The 14,409-nt window shown below is 57.6% G+C and carries 16 protein-coding genes; 7 read left to right on the top strand and 9 right to left on the bottom strand.

The window, feature by feature from the left end; translation table 11 throughout:
• Positions 1–132: 132 nt before the first annotated feature.
• Both DS906_RS16890 and DS906_RS16895 read right to left on the bottom strand, forming a co-directional pair.
• Positions 133–726 (bottom strand): hypothetical protein, encoded by a 594-nt coding sequence (locus DS906_RS16890; RefSeq protein WP_113791293.1) that lies wholly within the window; start codon positions 724–726, stop codon positions 133–135.
• A 97-nt stretch (positions 727–823) separates the two neighbouring features.
• Positions 824–3,172, bottom strand: a complete 2,349-nt coding sequence (locus DS906_RS16895) for a DNA topoisomerase IV subunit A (protein ID WP_113791294.1) — start codon at positions 3,170–3,172, stop codon at positions 824–826.
• Between the two features lie 397 nt (positions 3,173–3,569).
• Between DS906_RS16895 and DS906_RS16900 the strand changes: the two genes are divergently transcribed.
• The 6 genes from DS906_RS16900 (at position 3,570) to DS906_RS16925 (ending at position 7,713) form a co-directional block, all read left to right on the top strand.
• Positions 3,570–3,986, top strand: a complete 417-nt coding sequence (locus tag DS906_RS16900) for an SH3 domain-containing protein (RefSeq protein WP_233494825.1) — start codon at positions 3,570–3,572, stop codon at positions 3,984–3,986.
• Between the two features lie 69 nt (positions 3,987–4,055).
• A complete protein-coding gene (locus DS906_RS16905) occupies positions 4,056–4,883 on the top strand; it encodes an SDR family NAD(P)-dependent oxidoreductase (RefSeq protein ID WP_113791295.1) in 828 nt (275 codons plus the stop codon).
• Between the two features lie 101 nt (positions 4,884–4,984).
• Positions 4,985–5,188 (top strand): twin transmembrane helix small protein, encoded by a 204-nt coding sequence (locus DS906_RS16910; protein WP_113791296.1) that lies wholly within the window; start codon positions 4,985–4,987, stop codon positions 5,186–5,188.
• The gene (locus DS906_RS16915) at positions 5,189–5,761 is read left to right on the top strand and encodes a cob(I)yrinic acid a,c-diamide adenosyltransferase (RefSeq protein ID WP_058278922.1); all 573 of its coding nucleotides are present in this window, start codon (positions 5,189–5,191) and stop codon (positions 5,759–5,761) included.
• 264 nt (positions 5,762–6,025) lie between these two features.
• On the top strand, positions 6,026–6,784 hold the full coding sequence (locus DS906_RS16920; protein ID WP_058278923.1) for an electron transfer flavoprotein subunit beta/FixA family protein: 759 nt from the start codon (positions 6,026–6,028) through the stop codon (positions 6,782–6,784).
• A complete protein-coding gene (locus DS906_RS16925) occupies positions 6,784–7,713 on the top strand; it encodes an electron transfer flavoprotein subunit alpha/FixB family protein (protein ID WP_113791297.1) in 930 nt (309 codons plus the stop codon). The genes DS906_RS16920 and DS906_RS16925 overlap by 1 nt, the downstream gene beginning before the upstream one ends.
• 60 nt (positions 7,714–7,773) lie before the next feature.
• On the opposite strand, the gene DS906_RS16930 is transcribed toward DS906_RS16925, so the two are convergent.
• Positions 7,774–8,595, bottom strand: a complete 822-nt coding sequence (locus DS906_RS16930; protein WP_233494826.1) for a DUF6473 family protein — start codon at positions 8,593–8,595, stop codon at positions 7,774–7,776.
• Between the two features lie 163 nt (positions 8,596–8,758).
• On the opposite strand from DS906_RS16930, the gene DS906_RS16935 reads away from it, so the two are divergent.
• Entirely contained in the window at positions 8,759–9,634 is an 876-nt protein-coding gene (locus DS906_RS16935; protein ID WP_113791299.1) for a 3-hydroxybutyryl-CoA dehydrogenase, read from the top strand.
• 71 nt (positions 9,635–9,705) lie between these two features.
• On the opposite strand, the gene DS906_RS16940 is transcribed toward DS906_RS16935, so the two are convergent.
• The 6 genes from DS906_RS16940 to DS906_RS16965 are packed head-to-tail and all read right to left on the bottom strand — an operon-like array spanning position 9,706 to position 14,382.
• Complete coding sequence (locus DS906_RS16940; RefSeq protein ID WP_113791300.1) at positions 9,706–10,605, bottom strand: lysophospholipid acyltransferase family protein; 900 nt, start codon at positions 10,603–10,605, stop codon at positions 9,706–9,708.
• Positions 10,606–10,644: 39 nt separating this feature from the next.
• Positions 10,645–10,914: an HPr family phosphocarrier protein gene (locus tag DS906_RS16945; protein WP_058273259.1), complete on the bottom strand. Its 270-nt coding sequence runs from the start codon at positions 10,912–10,914 to the stop codon at positions 10,645–10,647.
• A gap of 17 nt (positions 10,915–10,931) precedes the next feature.
• Complete coding sequence (locus DS906_RS16950) at positions 10,932–11,324, bottom strand: PTS sugar transporter subunit IIA (protein ID WP_108861263.1); 393 nt, start codon at positions 11,322–11,324, stop codon at positions 10,932–10,934.
• A complete protein-coding gene (gene rapZ, locus DS906_RS16955; protein ID WP_233494827.1) occupies positions 11,321–12,214 on the bottom strand; it encodes an RNase adapter RapZ in 894 nt (297 codons plus the stop codon). The genes DS906_RS16950 and rapZ overlap by 4 nt, the downstream gene beginning before the upstream one ends.
• A complete protein-coding gene (locus DS906_RS16960) occupies positions 12,199–12,669 on the bottom strand; it encodes an HPr kinase/phosphorylase (RefSeq protein WP_113791301.1) in 471 nt (156 codons plus the stop codon). Before DS906_RS16960 ends, rapZ begins: the two co-directional genes overlap by 16 nt.
• Positions 12,670–12,672: 3 nt before the next feature.
• Positions 12,673–14,382, bottom strand: a complete 1,710-nt coding sequence (locus tag DS906_RS16965) for a sensor histidine kinase (protein WP_113791302.1) — start codon at positions 14,380–14,382, stop codon at positions 12,673–12,675.
• Positions 14,383–14,409 lie beyond the last annotated feature (27 nt).

The following is a 14,409-nucleotide window of genomic DNA, read 5'->3' on the forward strand; positions in this document are numbered from 1 at the left end:
CAAACTTTTCCTTTGCCATTCCTCAGGCGCCCTTTTGCGATTGGGGGGACCCGTGGTCCCGTGGTTACATCTGCGCGCGCGAGATATTGGGTTCAAAGGAGAAAATCAAGCACATCCTGCGTGAAAAGCTGGTTAAGACGCCGGATTTTGCGTGACCTCGACGGATTCCAACGGCTGGATCAGGTCGGGACGCCGGTCAAACCAGCCGTTGTCCTTGTGTTCCTCGGCCAGCCATTCCTCGACACGATCGGCAACCTTGAGCGCCAATCCGTCCATTTGCTCTTCTCTGGTGCGGGTATGCCCAGATCCCGTAAGAGCGCTTTCACCGGTCGTGTCTTCAAGAACCTGGAACTGTTTGCCTTTGGCCAGAAACTCTTTTTTGCGCACATCGTAAACATTCACCAGAACGATTGCCGTGCTTTTGGGATTGTAGATCACCGGCACACCCGGAGGAGCCAGCATGAACCCTTCAAGACTGATTCCTATGTCGTATTCCTGGGCACCCTCATACCGGCCAAGCCGAATATTCACGGCGTTCTGAATGGCGTCTTCCCACTCTTTAGGCGTCGCTTCCCGCGACACCGGCCCCTTCCGGGCCTTCTCGGCAAAGGCATAATTCACGCGCAATTTGAATTCGCCCAGCGACTCAGGCTCTTCGTAAACCTGTGTCTGCGTACACGCGCCCATCAGGGCCAGTCCGGTAATCAGGGTCAAAGCTCGCAACATGTTCTCGTCTCGATATGCCTGTTTTTCTTTGATCTAGCGCAACGATACGGCTTGTGCCAAGCCGTATCGGCAGAAATCCACTTGCCAGCGCGCTTACTCACGAAAATTTATAGTCGCGTGGGAAACCATAAGGCGCTTTTTTCCCAACGCTGGCCCGTTTGGCCAGCCACTGTGACATGTCCGCCTCGTGCCGCGTTTTGTCACCACCCATGGACCACCTCAACCCCTCTTCCCAGTTGAAGGTCGTGATGTCGGACAGGCCACCATCCAGTTCCAGTGTCCCCTGTCGGCCGCGCGCCATATTGTACTTTTGCAGGCGTACGCCCTTACCGCGCCCCATTTCGGGCAGCTCTTCCACTGGGAACACCAAGAACTTGCCGTTCTGCGACACAACCGCGACGTGGTCGCCCGAAATTGGCTTACAAATCATCGCCGTCTCATCGGCTTTGACGTTCAGCACCTGCTTACCGTTGCGGGTCTGGGCCAGCACGTCATCTTCGGGCACCATAAACCCGTTGCCCGCGTCTGACGCCACCAACAGCTTGCGCCCTGGTTTGTGGATCAGGATGTCGATGATCTGCGCCTCGTTCGGCAAGTCGACCATCAGGCGCAGCGGTTCGCCCATACCGCGTCCGCCCGGCAGATTGGCGGCGCTGAGCGTGTAGAATCGTCCGTTCGAGGCAAACACCAGCAAGCGGTCAGTCGTCTCGGCGTGGAATATGAAACGCGGGCCGTCGCCGTCCTTGAACTTCAACTCGCGCTTCAGGTCGATGTGACCCGTCATGGCGCGAATCCAGCCCATCTGAGAGCAGACAATCGTGATCGGTTCTTTGTCGATCATTGCCTCAAGCGGTACTTCTTCAACCTGCCCGGCTTCGGCAAATTGGGTTCGACGCGCGCCACCTTCATAGTCTTTACCAAAGGTCTTCTTAGTCTCTTTCAATTGCTCGGCGATTTTGGCCCATTGCAGGGCCGGGTCAGCCAGCAGGTCTTCGAGATTGGCGCGTTCCAGCATCAATGCGTCACGTTCGCGGACCAGTTCCATCTCTTCCAGACGGCGCAAGCTGCGCAGGCGCATGTTGAGGATCGCATCGACCTGAACCTCAGACAATTCACCCTCGCCCGGCTTGGGCGAGACATAGTCAGCCTCGCTGGTGGCGCGGATATGGTCGATGCCCCAATCCTCACGCATCAGCGCGGCCTTGGGATCGTCGTCGTAGCGGATGATGTCGATCACACGATCCAGGTTCAGGAAGGCGACGATAAAGCCCTCCAAGACCTCCAACCGGTGGTCGATCTTGGCCATACGGTGACGCGAACGGCGCAGCAGTACCTCTTGCCTGTGATCCAGGAAGGCCCGCAGCACTTCCTTCATCGAGCAGACCTTGGGCGTCACCCCGTCGATCAGCACGTTCATGTTCAGACTGAATCGCACCTCAAGGTCCGAGCTGCGGTAGAGCATGCCCATCAAAACCTCGGGGTCCACGTTCTTGGAGCGCGGTTCGAGGATCAGGCGGATGTCATCGGCAGATTCGTCGCGTATGTCGGCAAGGATCGGGATTTTCTTGGTCTGGATCAGTTCCGCGATCTTTTCGATCAGCTTGGATTTCTGAACTTGATAAGGGATCTCGGTGACAATGATCTGCCACTGGCCGCGACCCAGATCTTCGACCTCGTATTTGCATCGCAGGCGGAACGATCCGCGCCCGGTGCGATAGGCCTGCGCAATGTTCTCAGGTGGCTCGACGATAATGCCACCGGTCGGGAAGTCCGGACCCGGCACATAGTTCAGCAACGTGTCATCGCGGGCATCCGGCACCTTGATCAGATGCAGACAGGCATCGCACAGCTCGGCAATATTGTGGGGCGGGATGTTCGTCGCCATTCCCACCGCGATCCCGCTTGACCCATTGGCCAGCAGGTTCGGAAACTGCGCCGGCAGTACGACCGGCTCGGACAGCGTGCCATCATAGTTGTCGCGGAAATCGACGGCGTCTTCGTTCAGCCCTTCAAGCAACGCTTCGGCCACGATGGTCATCCGCGCCTCGGTGTAACGTGAGGCCGCCGGGTTATCACCGTCGATGTTGCCAAAGTTGCCCTGCCCGTCGACCAGCGGGTAGCGAACGTTGAAATCCTGCGCCAAACGCGCCATCGCGTCGTAGATCGCGGCGTCGCCATGCGGGTGATAGTTACCCATCACGTCGCCGGAAATCTTCGCGGATTTACGGAACCCGCCCGTTGCGCTGAGTCGAAGCTCGCGCATCGCATAGAGGATTCGCCTGTGCACAGGCTTCAGCCCATCGCGCGCATCAGGCAATGCCCGGTGCATGATGGTGGACAGCGCATAGGTCAGATAGCGTTCGCCAATCGCGCGGCGCAGCGGTTCAGCTATCTCGCCCCCATTGTCGGGGGCCTCCATATTGGGGTCGTCGATCGTATCGTTCATATATGATGTGATACGCCGCAAGCGCGCGCTGGTAAAGCAATCAGCTTAGATTTTGCTGGGGACAAGTCGCGCTTTTTGCAACAGGGGGAGCCAAGTCCCGGAATTCCCCCGGTTTTCGACTCGGACCGCGAAATATGGTAGGCTGTCTTCATTAGACTGCTGCCGATTTCTTGTACCTAACGATTGACCTGGGGGATGCGCCATGACGCGCCTTATTATTTTGACTTTCACCGCACTTGGCTGGTGTTTTTACGTTATGAGCGGCGGACCAGATTTCGAGCCGCGCGGCTTGCGGAGCGATCAACCTGTGAGCGTTGCCTCTGAATCCCAACCTGCGGAGGTAGCACATACCCGGGTAGAAGAACTTGTGACCAGTGTGGCCGTACGGACTCCGACTGTGCGTGCACAACCCCAACCTGAAACCGAAGAGATCGTGCAGATCGTGGCCGAACCAGCCAGCCTTCAGTCTCTGCACGGCATCTCGGTGTTCGACGATCAGAGCGCAAACATCACGCTTGCTTCGCTGGAAGACGGCGTAGCGGGATTGCGTCAGACCGATGATGCGCCCCTGCCGGAAACATCAGAGGCCGCGGCGATTCCTGAACCTGAAAAAGACATCCGCGAAATCTCGGGAACGCGGGTGAACATGCGCGATGGGCCGGGCACCATATACCCAATTGTCGGCAAAGCAGCCATCGGACAAAAGGTCGAAGTGCTGAGCGATTCCGGAACCGGCTGGCTGCGCCTGCGCGTGTTGCCCGCGCAACAGGTCGGTTGGATTTCCGCCTCACTGGTTCGAAAAATTCAAAACTGACGCTGCACCGTCATTGTCCTGACCCTCACCTCGCAATAGCTTTGGCCTGAATTGAAGGTCAGGAAGATCATGCAGAAAACCATTCTTATCACCGGCTGCTCATCCGGCATCGGTCTGGACGCGGCACACGGTATGCGTGCACGCGGTTGGCGTGTCTTTGCATCCTGCCGCCAGCAGCGCGATTGCGACCGGCTGCGCGCGCAAGGCTTTGAAAGCCCACGCATCGACTATACCGACGCCGCAAGTATCGCCTCGGGCCTGACCGAAGTGCTTGAGGCCACCGGAGGTACGCTGGATGCGCTATTCAACAACGGAGCGCACGGCTTGCCCGGCGCAGTTGAAGATCTGCCGACCGAAGGACTCCGGGTGATATTCGAGGCCAACTTCTTTGGCTGGCATGAACTCACCCGACTGGTGATTCCGGTCATGCGCGCGCAGGGGCACGGGCGAATCGTTCAGAATTCGTCGGTTCTGGGCCTGGTGGCCTTCCCATGGCGCGGCGCATATGTCGCCACAAAGTATGCCATTGAAGGTCTTACCGACACGCTGCGTCTGGAACTAGCCGGAACGAATATCAAGGCCATCCTGATCGAACCCGGCCCAATCACGTCGAAAATCCGCGAGAATTCGATCCCCTTTTTCGAGCGTTTCATCAACTGGGAGAACTCGGCCCTGCGCGAAAAATACGAGGCTTCACTGTTGAAAAGACTGTACGAATCCTCAGGCCCGGATCGTTTCGAATTGCCTGCGTCAGCGGTGACCGACAAGCTGGCACATGCGGTTGAATCAAAAAGGCCGCGCGCACGCTACTATGTGACCACGCCAACCTATATCGCCGGGTATCTGCGCCGCCTTTTGCCCACCCGCACCATCGACCGCATTCTGTCGGACGTCTGAGGCGAAATTACCCGTTCGCTTTTCATGTACATGAGGCTAGATGATAGCCAAACGAAACAAGATGATAGCCAAACGAAACAAGAAACGCGGACGGTGTGCTTATGGACCTTTTGATGGTCATTTTGCTGTTGGCCATGGCGGCGGTCGTCGTCGTGCTGGCGATCGGCATCTCCAATTTCGGCAAAAGCGGCAAAGCTGCTGCCATGAAAAGCAACAAAATGATGCGTCTTCGCATCCTGTTCCAATTCATTGCTGTGGTGCTGATCGTGCTCTACGTCTACCTGCGCGGACAAGGAGTTCAATAAATGGTCGTTCTGAACAAAATCTACACGCGTACCGGCGATGATGGAAAAACTGCGCTGGGTAACGGCGAACGTGTCGCCAAGTATTCTGGTCGCGTGGCCGCGTATGGGACCGTTGACGAACTGAACGCTTTTGTTGGCGTTGCCCGGACCGAGGCGGAAGGCGATGTCGATGCCGCGCTGGCGCGCATTCAGAACGACCTATTCGATCTGGGCGCGGATTTCTGTCGCCCCGACATGGAAAAAGACGCCGAGGCCGATTACCCGCCCCTGCGCATCGTAGCGTCTCAGATTGATCGGCTGGAAGCCGAGATTGACGTGATGAACGAAACGCTAGAGCCGCTGCGCAGCTTCATCTTGCCCGGCGGGTCGCGTCTGGCAGCGAATCTACATGTCTGCAGAACCGTGTCCCGCCGCGCCGAACGCCTTGCGGTCGAGCTGACCAACATGGAACCCGTGAATGCAGTCGCGGTGAAATACCTCAACCGCCTGAGCGACTGGTTTTTTGTTGCCGCCCGCTGCGCCAACGAAAACGGCACTGCGGACGTTTTGTGGGTTCCGGGCGCAAACCGCTGAAGTTGGCGCGGGATCCGGCGAACCCTGCAGCGACCAACAAAGCAAAACCCCAGCCAAACGGGTGGGGCCCAAAGCTCTGGCACCGGCCACCAAAGCAATAAAATTTCACGCCGTTGCGTCAAAATACATGAAACGCGACGTCTCAAGTTCATGACGTGACGATTTTGCCCTGTTGCAGCGTGAACTGAGACGCTATTCAGTCCCCCGAGAGCATTGGTGGAGTCGCTTCGCGGCTTACCGTTTTTTGTGAGGAGCAAGCGCAAAATGAAGGTACTCGTGCCTGTCAAACGCGTGATTGACTATAATGTGAAAGTTCGCGTGAAAGCGGACGGTAGCGGTGTTGATCTCGCCAATGTCAAAATGTCGATGAACCCGTTCGACGAAATCGCTGTGGAAGAAGCGATTCGCCTGAAAGAAGCAGGCAAGGCTGACGAAATCGTTGCGGTTTCGATTGGCGTCAAGCAATCGCAGGAAACCCTGCGCACCGCACTGGCCATGGGCGCTGACCGCGCCATTCTGGTTGTTGCCGCCGATGACGTCCATCAAGACATCGAACCGCTGGCCGTTGCCAAGATCCTGGCCAAAGTGGTCGAGGAAGAGCAACCCGGCATCGTTTTGGCTGGTAAGCAAGCGATCGACAACGACATGAACGCTACCGGTCAGATGCTGTCGGCCCTGCTGGGTTGGTCGCAAGGCACCTTCGCGTCCGAGCTGGACATCGAGGGCGACAGCGCCAAAATCACCCGTGAAGTTGACGGCGGCCTGCAGACCATCAGCGTCAAGATGCCGACCATCGTCACTGTTGACCTGCGCTTGAACGAGCCGCGCTATGCGTCTCTGCCGAACATCATGAAGGCGAAGAAAAAGCCGCTGGACGAGAAAACCGCCGCCGATTACGGCGTCGACGTCACCCCGCGTCTGGAAGTTGTCAAAACCGAAGAGCCGCCGGCACGTGCTGCTGGTATCGTCGTCGGCTCGGTTGATGAGCTGGTCGAGAAACTCAAAGAAGCGGGGGCTGTGTAATGGCTGTTCTTCTTCTCGCAGAAGTCAACAACGGCGAACTGGCGATGGACGCCACCGCCAAAGCTGTCACGGCCGCAAAGGCACTGGGTGACATCACCGTTTTGGCCGCGGGCGGTTCTGCCGCTGCTGCCGGTGAAGCCGCCGCCAAGATCGACGGTGTGTCCAAGGTACTGGTTGCCGAAGACGCATCGCTGGGCCACCGCCTGGCGGAAGCAACCGCAGCGCTGATCGTGGGTCTGGCTGATGGTTATGAGCACATCGTTGCCCCTGCCACCACTGACGCCAAGAACGTGATGCCGCGCGTTGCAGCCCTGCTGGACGCGATGGTGATCTCGGATGCATCTGGCGTGGTTGACGGCTCGACGTTTGAGCGTCCGATCTATGCGGGCAACGCGATCCAGACCGTAAAATCACACGATGCCAAAAAAGTCGTCACCTTCCGTACCGCGTCCTTTGACGCGGCTGGCGAAGGTGGCTCGGCTGCGGTTGAGACCATCTCGGTCGGCGACAACCCAGGTCTGTCGTCGTGGGTCGAGGACAAGGTTGCCGCGAGCGACCGTCCGGAACTGACCTCGGCTGGCGTTGTTGTCTCGGGCGGCCGTGGTGTCGGCTCGGAAGAGGACTTCAAACTGATCGAAGGTCTGGCTGACAAGCTGGGCGCCGCTGTTGGCGCATCGCGCGCCGCCGTGGACTCGGGTTATGCCCCGAACGACTGGCAAGTGGGTCAGACCGGTAAGGTTGTTGCACCCGATCTGTATGTCGCGATCGGCATCTCGGGCGCGATTCAGCACTTGGCTGGTATGAAAGACTCGAAAGTCATCGTTGCGATCAACAAAGACGAAGAGGCGCCGATCTTCCAGGTTGCGGATTTCGGACTGGTTGCAGATCTGTTCCAGGCCGTGCCTGAACTGACCGAAAAACTCGGCTAACCGCTAGCTTAGCTATTTCATCGCGAAATTTGGAAAGGCCCGCCAATTGGTGGGCCTTTTTTAATGCAGATTGCGAATGGGCCCCATCAAAGCTGCCGCAATTGTCCGATGGGCAGCTGGGCCAATCATGTGCTCTGCCATCGGCTGTTGCAGTGTGCCGAACAACATGTCCTCAATCTCGTCAGACTGGCCGCACACATGTGTTTTGACGTCGACGATATCCGCGCAGGGTTTGCCAACGGTTTTGATCATCTGATCCGTTACGCCGACATCAGCGCTGTCAATATGATGCGCGCTCTGTTCGCCTCGAAGGACCTGCAGCCGCAAGAGGATCACCGGGGTTTCCAGGCCTTGAAGAAATTTACCGATCTTCCGAACCCAGTTTTGGCGCAATTCGTCCAGAACAACTTCGATGCGCGCGTCGCGAACCTTTTGCAGGCAGGTCATCAGGTGGCGCACGAAATGAACCTCGGTGAAGTCGATTTCGGGATAAAGGCTGATCAAATCCTTCGTTGGCGCCAGAAACCGGTCATTGCGCCTGGAATGAACGCGATAAAAAAGGTTGGACTGTCCAAGAAGCCCTGGCACCTGCATGACGCACAGATCTGCGCCTCTTAGCAAATCGCACAACCCCCTGTCATCGCTCAGCGCATCGACGCCGCTGAACAGGCATCCAAAGTTCAGAACCCGCCTTTCAAGCCCGTCTTCGAGAATAGCTGAGAATGGTCGGTCGACGAATCGCCCAAATGTCTCATCCCCGCCAACGCAAGCTGCGTAAGGTTGATCCAGAATACGCCGAGCACCGCGAAACCACAGCCGCGATCCGTCATATTGGCATACCTCATGCCCGGGTCCCCCCGAGCCTGTTTGATGATAGCTCATATCACTCACCCATTTTTTCACCCGGTTGCCATCTTGCAACCGCAAGTCTTGAGAAAATCCTAATGTGCGCATTTGAAGCAAAATCGAACGGTCGGATCCCCTTGCCGCCCGCCCCGATCTGTCGATACTGTCGCCGTATCCCGAGGCACAAAGGCACCTGAACATGGATGTAAAATCGGTCGGAGTGATTGGCGCAGGTCAGATGGGCAATGGCATTGCTCATGTTCTGGCGCTGGCAGAGTATGACGTTCTGCTGAACGATGTCTCGCAGGACGCGCTGGACAGCGCCGTGGCGACGATTGAGGGCAATCTGGCCCGACAGGCATCAAAAGGCAAAATCTCGGACGAACTGATGCAAGCCACGCTGAGCCGGATCAACACGACGTTGGAGCTGCCCCAGTTGGGTCAGACCGATCTGGTGATCGAAGCTGCAACCGAGCGGGAAGCAATCAAACAGGCGATTTTCGAAGACCTGCAGCCGCATCTTCTGCCCCATACGATTCTGACATCCAACACGTCCTCAATCTCGATTACCCGCCTGGCCAGCCGAACGGATCGGCCGGAACGCTTCATGGGGTTCCACTTTATGAACCCGGTGCCCGTGATGCAGCTGGTCGAGTTGATCCGGGGGATTGCCACGGATGAAGAGACGTTCAAATCGTGTAAAGCGGTTGTGGACCGGCTTGGAAAAACCGCAGCAAGCGCGGAAGACTTTCCAGCCTTCATCGTGAACCGCATCCTGATGCCGATGATCAATGAGGCCGTTTACACCCTTTACGAAGGGGTCGGCAGCGTTCAGTCGATTGACCAATCGATGCGACTGGGTGCAAACCACCCGATGGGACCGCTGGAGCTGGCTGATTTCATTGGGCTGGACACTTGTCTGGCGATCATGAACGTGTTGCATGATGGATTGGCAGACACCAAGTACCGGCCCTGCCCACTGTTGACGAAATACGTCGAAGCCGGTTGGTTGGGCCGCAAGACCGAACGCGGGTTTTATGACTACAGAGGTGAAACACCGGTCCCAACGCGCTAGAGGGGGCCGCCCCCTCGCCCGGATTTCATCCGGGCTCACCCCCGGGATATTTTTGCCAGATGAAGAGCGGATCAGGGATTGCGTGATTTACCAAGCGCCATTGTGCGCTTTCTGAGCCACGCCATGAAACCGCGCGGATCACTTTCCAGCAGCTTCATATCCTCGACCGAAATCGGCTCGCCAATCACTGGAGATTGCGGTTTGTTGCACGAGCGGACGATCTCATGCAACAGCAGCCCCTGTCGTAGGATCGACGACAACTTGTTGGCAATCTGATAGGCGCGCGAATTGCTGCCGGGGAAGAAAATCGGGACCACCTGCGCGCCGGATCGGCGGATCATCTTGGCGGTAAACACATTCCATTCCTGCTCTTGCGCAGGACCGAACCAGTCGTCCGAGGACATCACCACACCTGACGGGAACAAAGCAACAACGCCACCTTCCTTCAGGTGTTCCATCGCCTTGCCGCGCATCTCAAGCATTTTGGCTTGCGCTTCGGGGTCGTGTGGAAAAGGAACCGGGATCATGAACGAGGTCGCGGCCTCGTCCAATCCAGTCAGGACCGAGCGGGTCAGGATTCGGTAGTCATTGCGAACCTGCCCGATCAGTTCGGCCAGTATCATGCCGTCGACCATGCCATGCGGGTGATTGGCCACGACGATCACAGGCCCTTCTTTCGGGATATTTGCATATTGGTCCTGCGGCGTGGTCAGGTTGATTCCCATAACCTCAAGCGCACCGCCCCAGAACCTTTGACCACGATAGTATTCGTTCTTTTTTTCGAACTTATTGACCATCCGCAGGATAGTCAGCTTGCCCGTACACCATTCAATGGCGCGGATGGCTGTAGACGTCCAGGCATCGTCGAAGGAATTCGCATAGGTCAGGGTTCTGCGATCATAGATTTCGCCCTGATCTTCCGTCCCGTCCACCACCGGGCCTGTCTTGGTTTCGTGCGTCGTTTGCGCCAATTCCTGGTTTTCCCGTTCTTCGTATCGCGACTGGCAGGATCAGAACCCTTCCCCGAACTTTCCGTTCACAAGGGTTTCCAATGCATCCGCCAACGCCTCAGCATCCGGTCCGGACGTCTCGACGTCAATAGTCGTTCCGCGAGACGCTGCCAACATCAAAAGACCCATGATGCTGTCCCCTGATGCAGAAAGCCCGTCTTTGGACACCTCTGCCTGCGCGTCAAACCCCTCGACCACTTCGACCAGCTTAGCCGAGGCGCGGGCGTGCAGGCCTTTTTCATTTATTATTTTCAAGCTTCGGTTGGTCATTCTTAATCAATCCGGTCTTAATCCAACGTCACGTTTTGCGCATTGATATATTTACGTCCAGCCTCCATCGCCCGCCGGACCGCATCCCCGATCGGCAAGTGGCGACTTTTGGCCAATTTTATCAGCATAGGCAGATTTGCACCGTAAAGAATACGCCGATCCTGCGGTGCGCAGGCTTTCAGACTCAGATTCGACGGGCTGCCGCCAAACAGATCCGTGACAACAACCACACCATCGCCGACATCCACACCGTCAGCGGCGGTGCAGATTTCTGACTGCTTGGCTTCCCGGTCGTGGTCAGCCTCAATCGAGATTGCGGCCAGGCCCGGTTGATTTCCGACAACATGCTGCATTGCGGCCAGATATTCCTGAGCCAGCCCGCCATGTGCTACGAGTACGATCCCGATCAATCCAGCCTCTCATTCAACGATCGACGTTCCATTTCGCGGTGTCTAATTGCCACTTGCTGCCCCTCCTGTGCAAGGGCCTTTGCGACCGCTTCTGCAGTTGCGACCGATCTGTGTTGCCCTCCGGTACACCCGAAGGCCACCGAGAGGTGCGCTTTGCCTTCGGCGCGGTAGGCGGGCAGTAACAATTTCAGCAGATCGACAACGCGGTCGAAAAACGGCGCGTAATTCGTGTCAGACTGAACATAGCGCGCCACGTCCGGGTTTCGACCATCCTTGGCCCGCAATTCCGGACGCCAGTATGGGTTGGCCAGAAACCTGCAGTCAAAAACCATGTCCAACCCATGCGGCAAGCCGCGCTTGTATGAAAAAGACTCGATGGATACCGCCAGATGTCGGCCGCCTTCCGGAGCGAACCAATGCTCGACTTCCTTGCGTAGCTGGTGAACGTTAATCTGGCTGGTGTCGATCAGAATGTCCGCAATTTCTCGGATCGGGGCCAACAGCTCTTTTTCCTGCAGCACACCGGCTTCAGGGCCTGCATCGGCCGCAACGGGATGGCGTCTTCGGGTTTCCGAAAACCGCCGCAGCAGCACTTCGTTTCGGCAATCCAAATAGAGAACCGTCAGCTCGACCTGCTCGGTCCGCCGCAGCCGCATAACAAGATCAATAAACCCGATGGTCGAGAAATCGCGATTTCGGGCATCGATGCCCAACGCCATGGGCCGATCGTTTTCCGGACCGTCCAACAAGCGCATCAAAAGGCCCATCGGCAAATTGTCGATGGCCTCGAACCCCAAATCTTCAAGCACACGGATCGCCGTTGTCCGCCCAGCACCCGAAGGGCCGGTGATCAAAACGATCCGCCGCTGTTGTTTCATTTGCTGGGCCATTCCGGGTTCACGCGCCCCATTTTCATCAGTTGCATCAATGCCGAAGCCAAGTTGGGGACGCCGCTACCGCGAAGCAAGGGGATAGTTTGCCCCAGGGCTCGGATCGAGATCGGATCTGGCAAACGTGCTTCTTCCCGCTGCTCCATATCCACCACATAGCGCAACCCCACTGGTCCTACGGGTGGCGCGCGTAACAATCCGATACCGCGGGCCTCAACAACGCCGCGGATATTTGGGGCCGCATCAGCTGTCACTTCACCGCCGCTATTGCGTAAAGCCACGCGGTCGTCACCGACAAGTTCGGCGCCTAGTGCCATCATCTGCAAAACCAGCGCGGATTTTCCCGCCCCCGACGCGCCAACAATCAGCAAGCCGCGCCCGCCAACAGCCACACAGCTGGCGTGGATAATAGCACTGTCCTGTTTTTTCAGATCATAGATTGACGGGGCGCTCATGATTTACACGGGCAAGCCAACTACAAAGCGCGCGCCTAGCGGGTCCGAGGTGATGTCGGCGTCGGTTGGGCGGATGTTTTCGGCCCAGATCACACCGCTATGTGCCTCAACAATCTGTTTTGAAATCGCCAAGCCAAGGCCTGAGTTGTTTCCAAAGTGTTCGGCAGGTCGCTCAGAATAGAACCTTTTGAAGACCTTGGTCAGGGCCTGTTCCGGAATACCAGGGCCGGTGTCCTCGACCACGACCAGCACGCGGTTTTCGCGCCGCCGGACCCAGACTCGGATCGCATCGCCTTCCTCGCAGAACGAAGTGGCATTGGTGATCAGGTTGACAAAGACCTGCGCCAGACGCGCCTCCAGCCCGTTGATAATGATCGGGTTGGCCGGCAGATCGGTCACATAGTCGATGCCCTTTGCCCGTGCATCTTCACCCAGATACTGGCTGATACTGCCAACCAGCTTTACCAGATCAAAGGGCTGTTCTTCTTCCTTGACGAGTTCGGCATCCAGACGGGACGCGTTCGAGATATCGCTGACCAGACGGTCCAGACGGCGAACGTCGTGTTCGATCACACCCATAAGCTTTTCACGTTGGTCATCGCGTTTGACCATTCGTAACGTGCCCACGGCAGACTGAAGGCTGGCCAGAGGGTTCTTGATCTCGTGCGCGACATCGGCGGCGAACTGTTCGTTTGCGTCAATTCTGTTGTACAGCGCGGTCACCATGCCCCTCAGCGCGCGGCTGAGCAGACCGATTTCATCCGGACGTGCGGTCAGGTCAGGGATACGGATGCGGCCAGGATTCACGCCGGCGCCCCGGTCCTTGCCCAGTTCGGCGGCCGCAGCCAGATCGGCCAACGGGTTTGCGATGGTTGAGGCGAGAACAAGGCTAAGTCCGATCGACACAAGAAGCGCGACAACAAACATCTGAAGGATACGCTCCTGCTCGCGGCGGGCGAGGGCGTCAATCTCTCCGGATGGACCGGCCATGGCAACCGCGCCTACGGCGACGCCATCCTGCAGAATTGGGGCGGCTGCAACGATGACCGTTTCGCCAAAGTCATCTTTGACGGCCTGCACCTGCATCTGCCCCTGAAGCGCGCCGGGTACGATGGTCTGAACCCGTTGCGCCAGTGTAGGCGCTTCGTTGGTTTCCGTGTCGGTGAACACGCGCGACAAACCCTTCCACACGGCGTTCAAGGCATCGCTGATCAAAGTACTGCCGGTTTGCACCTCAGACTCGGACGCCAATAACGCCTGCTCGGATGCCGCGCCGCGCGCCCATCCAATCAGAGTTCCCCGTGCGTCATAGACAAAGACTTCGCCCCCTTCGGGCAGGGTGAGCCCCTCAAGCGTGTCCTTTACGTCAAGGGCGCCGGCATCCTGCGACAGGCCGGACGCTGTCTGGCGCAGCTGTGCTTCGAACACGTTGCTGACCAGTTGCGCATCCCCGATCAGATTGCGCGCGGTCTGTTGAACCTGCTCATCACGGGAATCGTCCAGATACAGCAACCCGGTAACCAGCGTCACCAACGCGATCAGGTTGAGCGTGATGATCTTGCGCGCAAGCGGCGAGCCGCGCATAGTAAACAGGCCGCGACGGCGGCGTGCATGCCGAAGTTCGGCTGACTCGGGATCCTGCGGGATGACCCAATCATCCCCGAGAACGACATCACCGTCCCGCATTTCGCTGGCTTGTTCTGTATCCCGCACGAGACCTGGTTACCCCTAGTATTTGGC

The organism is Ruegeria sp. A3M17 (genome assembly GCF_003318255.1).
In the GTDB taxonomy this organism is placed as follows: domain Bacteria; phylum Pseudomonadota; class Alphaproteobacteria; order Rhodobacterales; family Rhodobacteraceae; genus Ruegeria.

Excerpts from the sequence above, each read along its gene's own strand:
- rapZ (WP_233494827.1), bottom strand. The coding sequence starts at position 12,214 with ATGGCCCAGCAAATGAAACAACAGCGGCGGATCGTTTTGATCACCGGC.
- DS906_RS16920 (WP_058278923.1), top strand. The coding sequence starts at position 6,026 with ATGAAGGTACTCGTGCCTGTCAAACGCGTGATTGACTATAATGTGAAA.
- DS906_RS16890 (WP_113791293.1), bottom strand. The coding sequence starts at position 726 with ATGTTGCGAGCTTTGACCCTGATTACCGGACTGGCCCTGATGGGCGCG.
- DS906_RS16945 (WP_058273259.1), bottom strand. The coding sequence starts at position 10,914 with ATGACCAACCGAAGCTTGAAAATAATAAATGAAAAAGGCCTGCACGCC.
- DS906_RS16915 (WP_058278922.1), top strand. The coding sequence starts at position 5,189 with ATGGTCGTTCTGAACAAAATCTACACGCGTACCGGCGATGATGGAAAA.
- DS906_RS16930 (WP_233494826.1), bottom strand. The coding sequence starts at position 8,595 with ATGAGCTATCATCAAACAGGCTCGGGGGGACCCGGGCATGAGGTATGC.
- DS906_RS16910 (WP_113791296.1), top strand. The coding sequence starts at position 4,985 with ATGGACCTTTTGATGGTCATTTTGCTGTTGGCCATGGCGGCGGTCGTC.
- DS906_RS16960 (WP_113791301.1), bottom strand. The coding sequence starts at position 12,669 with ATGAGCGCCCCGTCAATCTATGATCTGAAAAAACAGGACAGTGCTATT.
- DS906_RS16895 (WP_113791294.1), bottom strand. The coding sequence starts at position 3,172 with ATGAACGATACGATCGACGACCCCAATATGGAGGCCCCCGACAATGGG.
- DS906_RS16925 (WP_113791297.1), top strand. The coding sequence starts at position 6,784 with ATGGCTGTTCTTCTTCTCGCAGAAGTCAACAACGGCGAACTGGCGATG.
- DS906_RS16905 (WP_113791295.1), top strand. The coding sequence starts at position 4,056 with ATGCAGAAAACCATTCTTATCACCGGCTGCTCATCCGGCATCGGTCTG.
- DS906_RS16935 (WP_113791299.1), top strand. The coding sequence starts at position 8,759 with ATGGATGTAAAATCGGTCGGAGTGATTGGCGCAGGTCAGATGGGCAAT.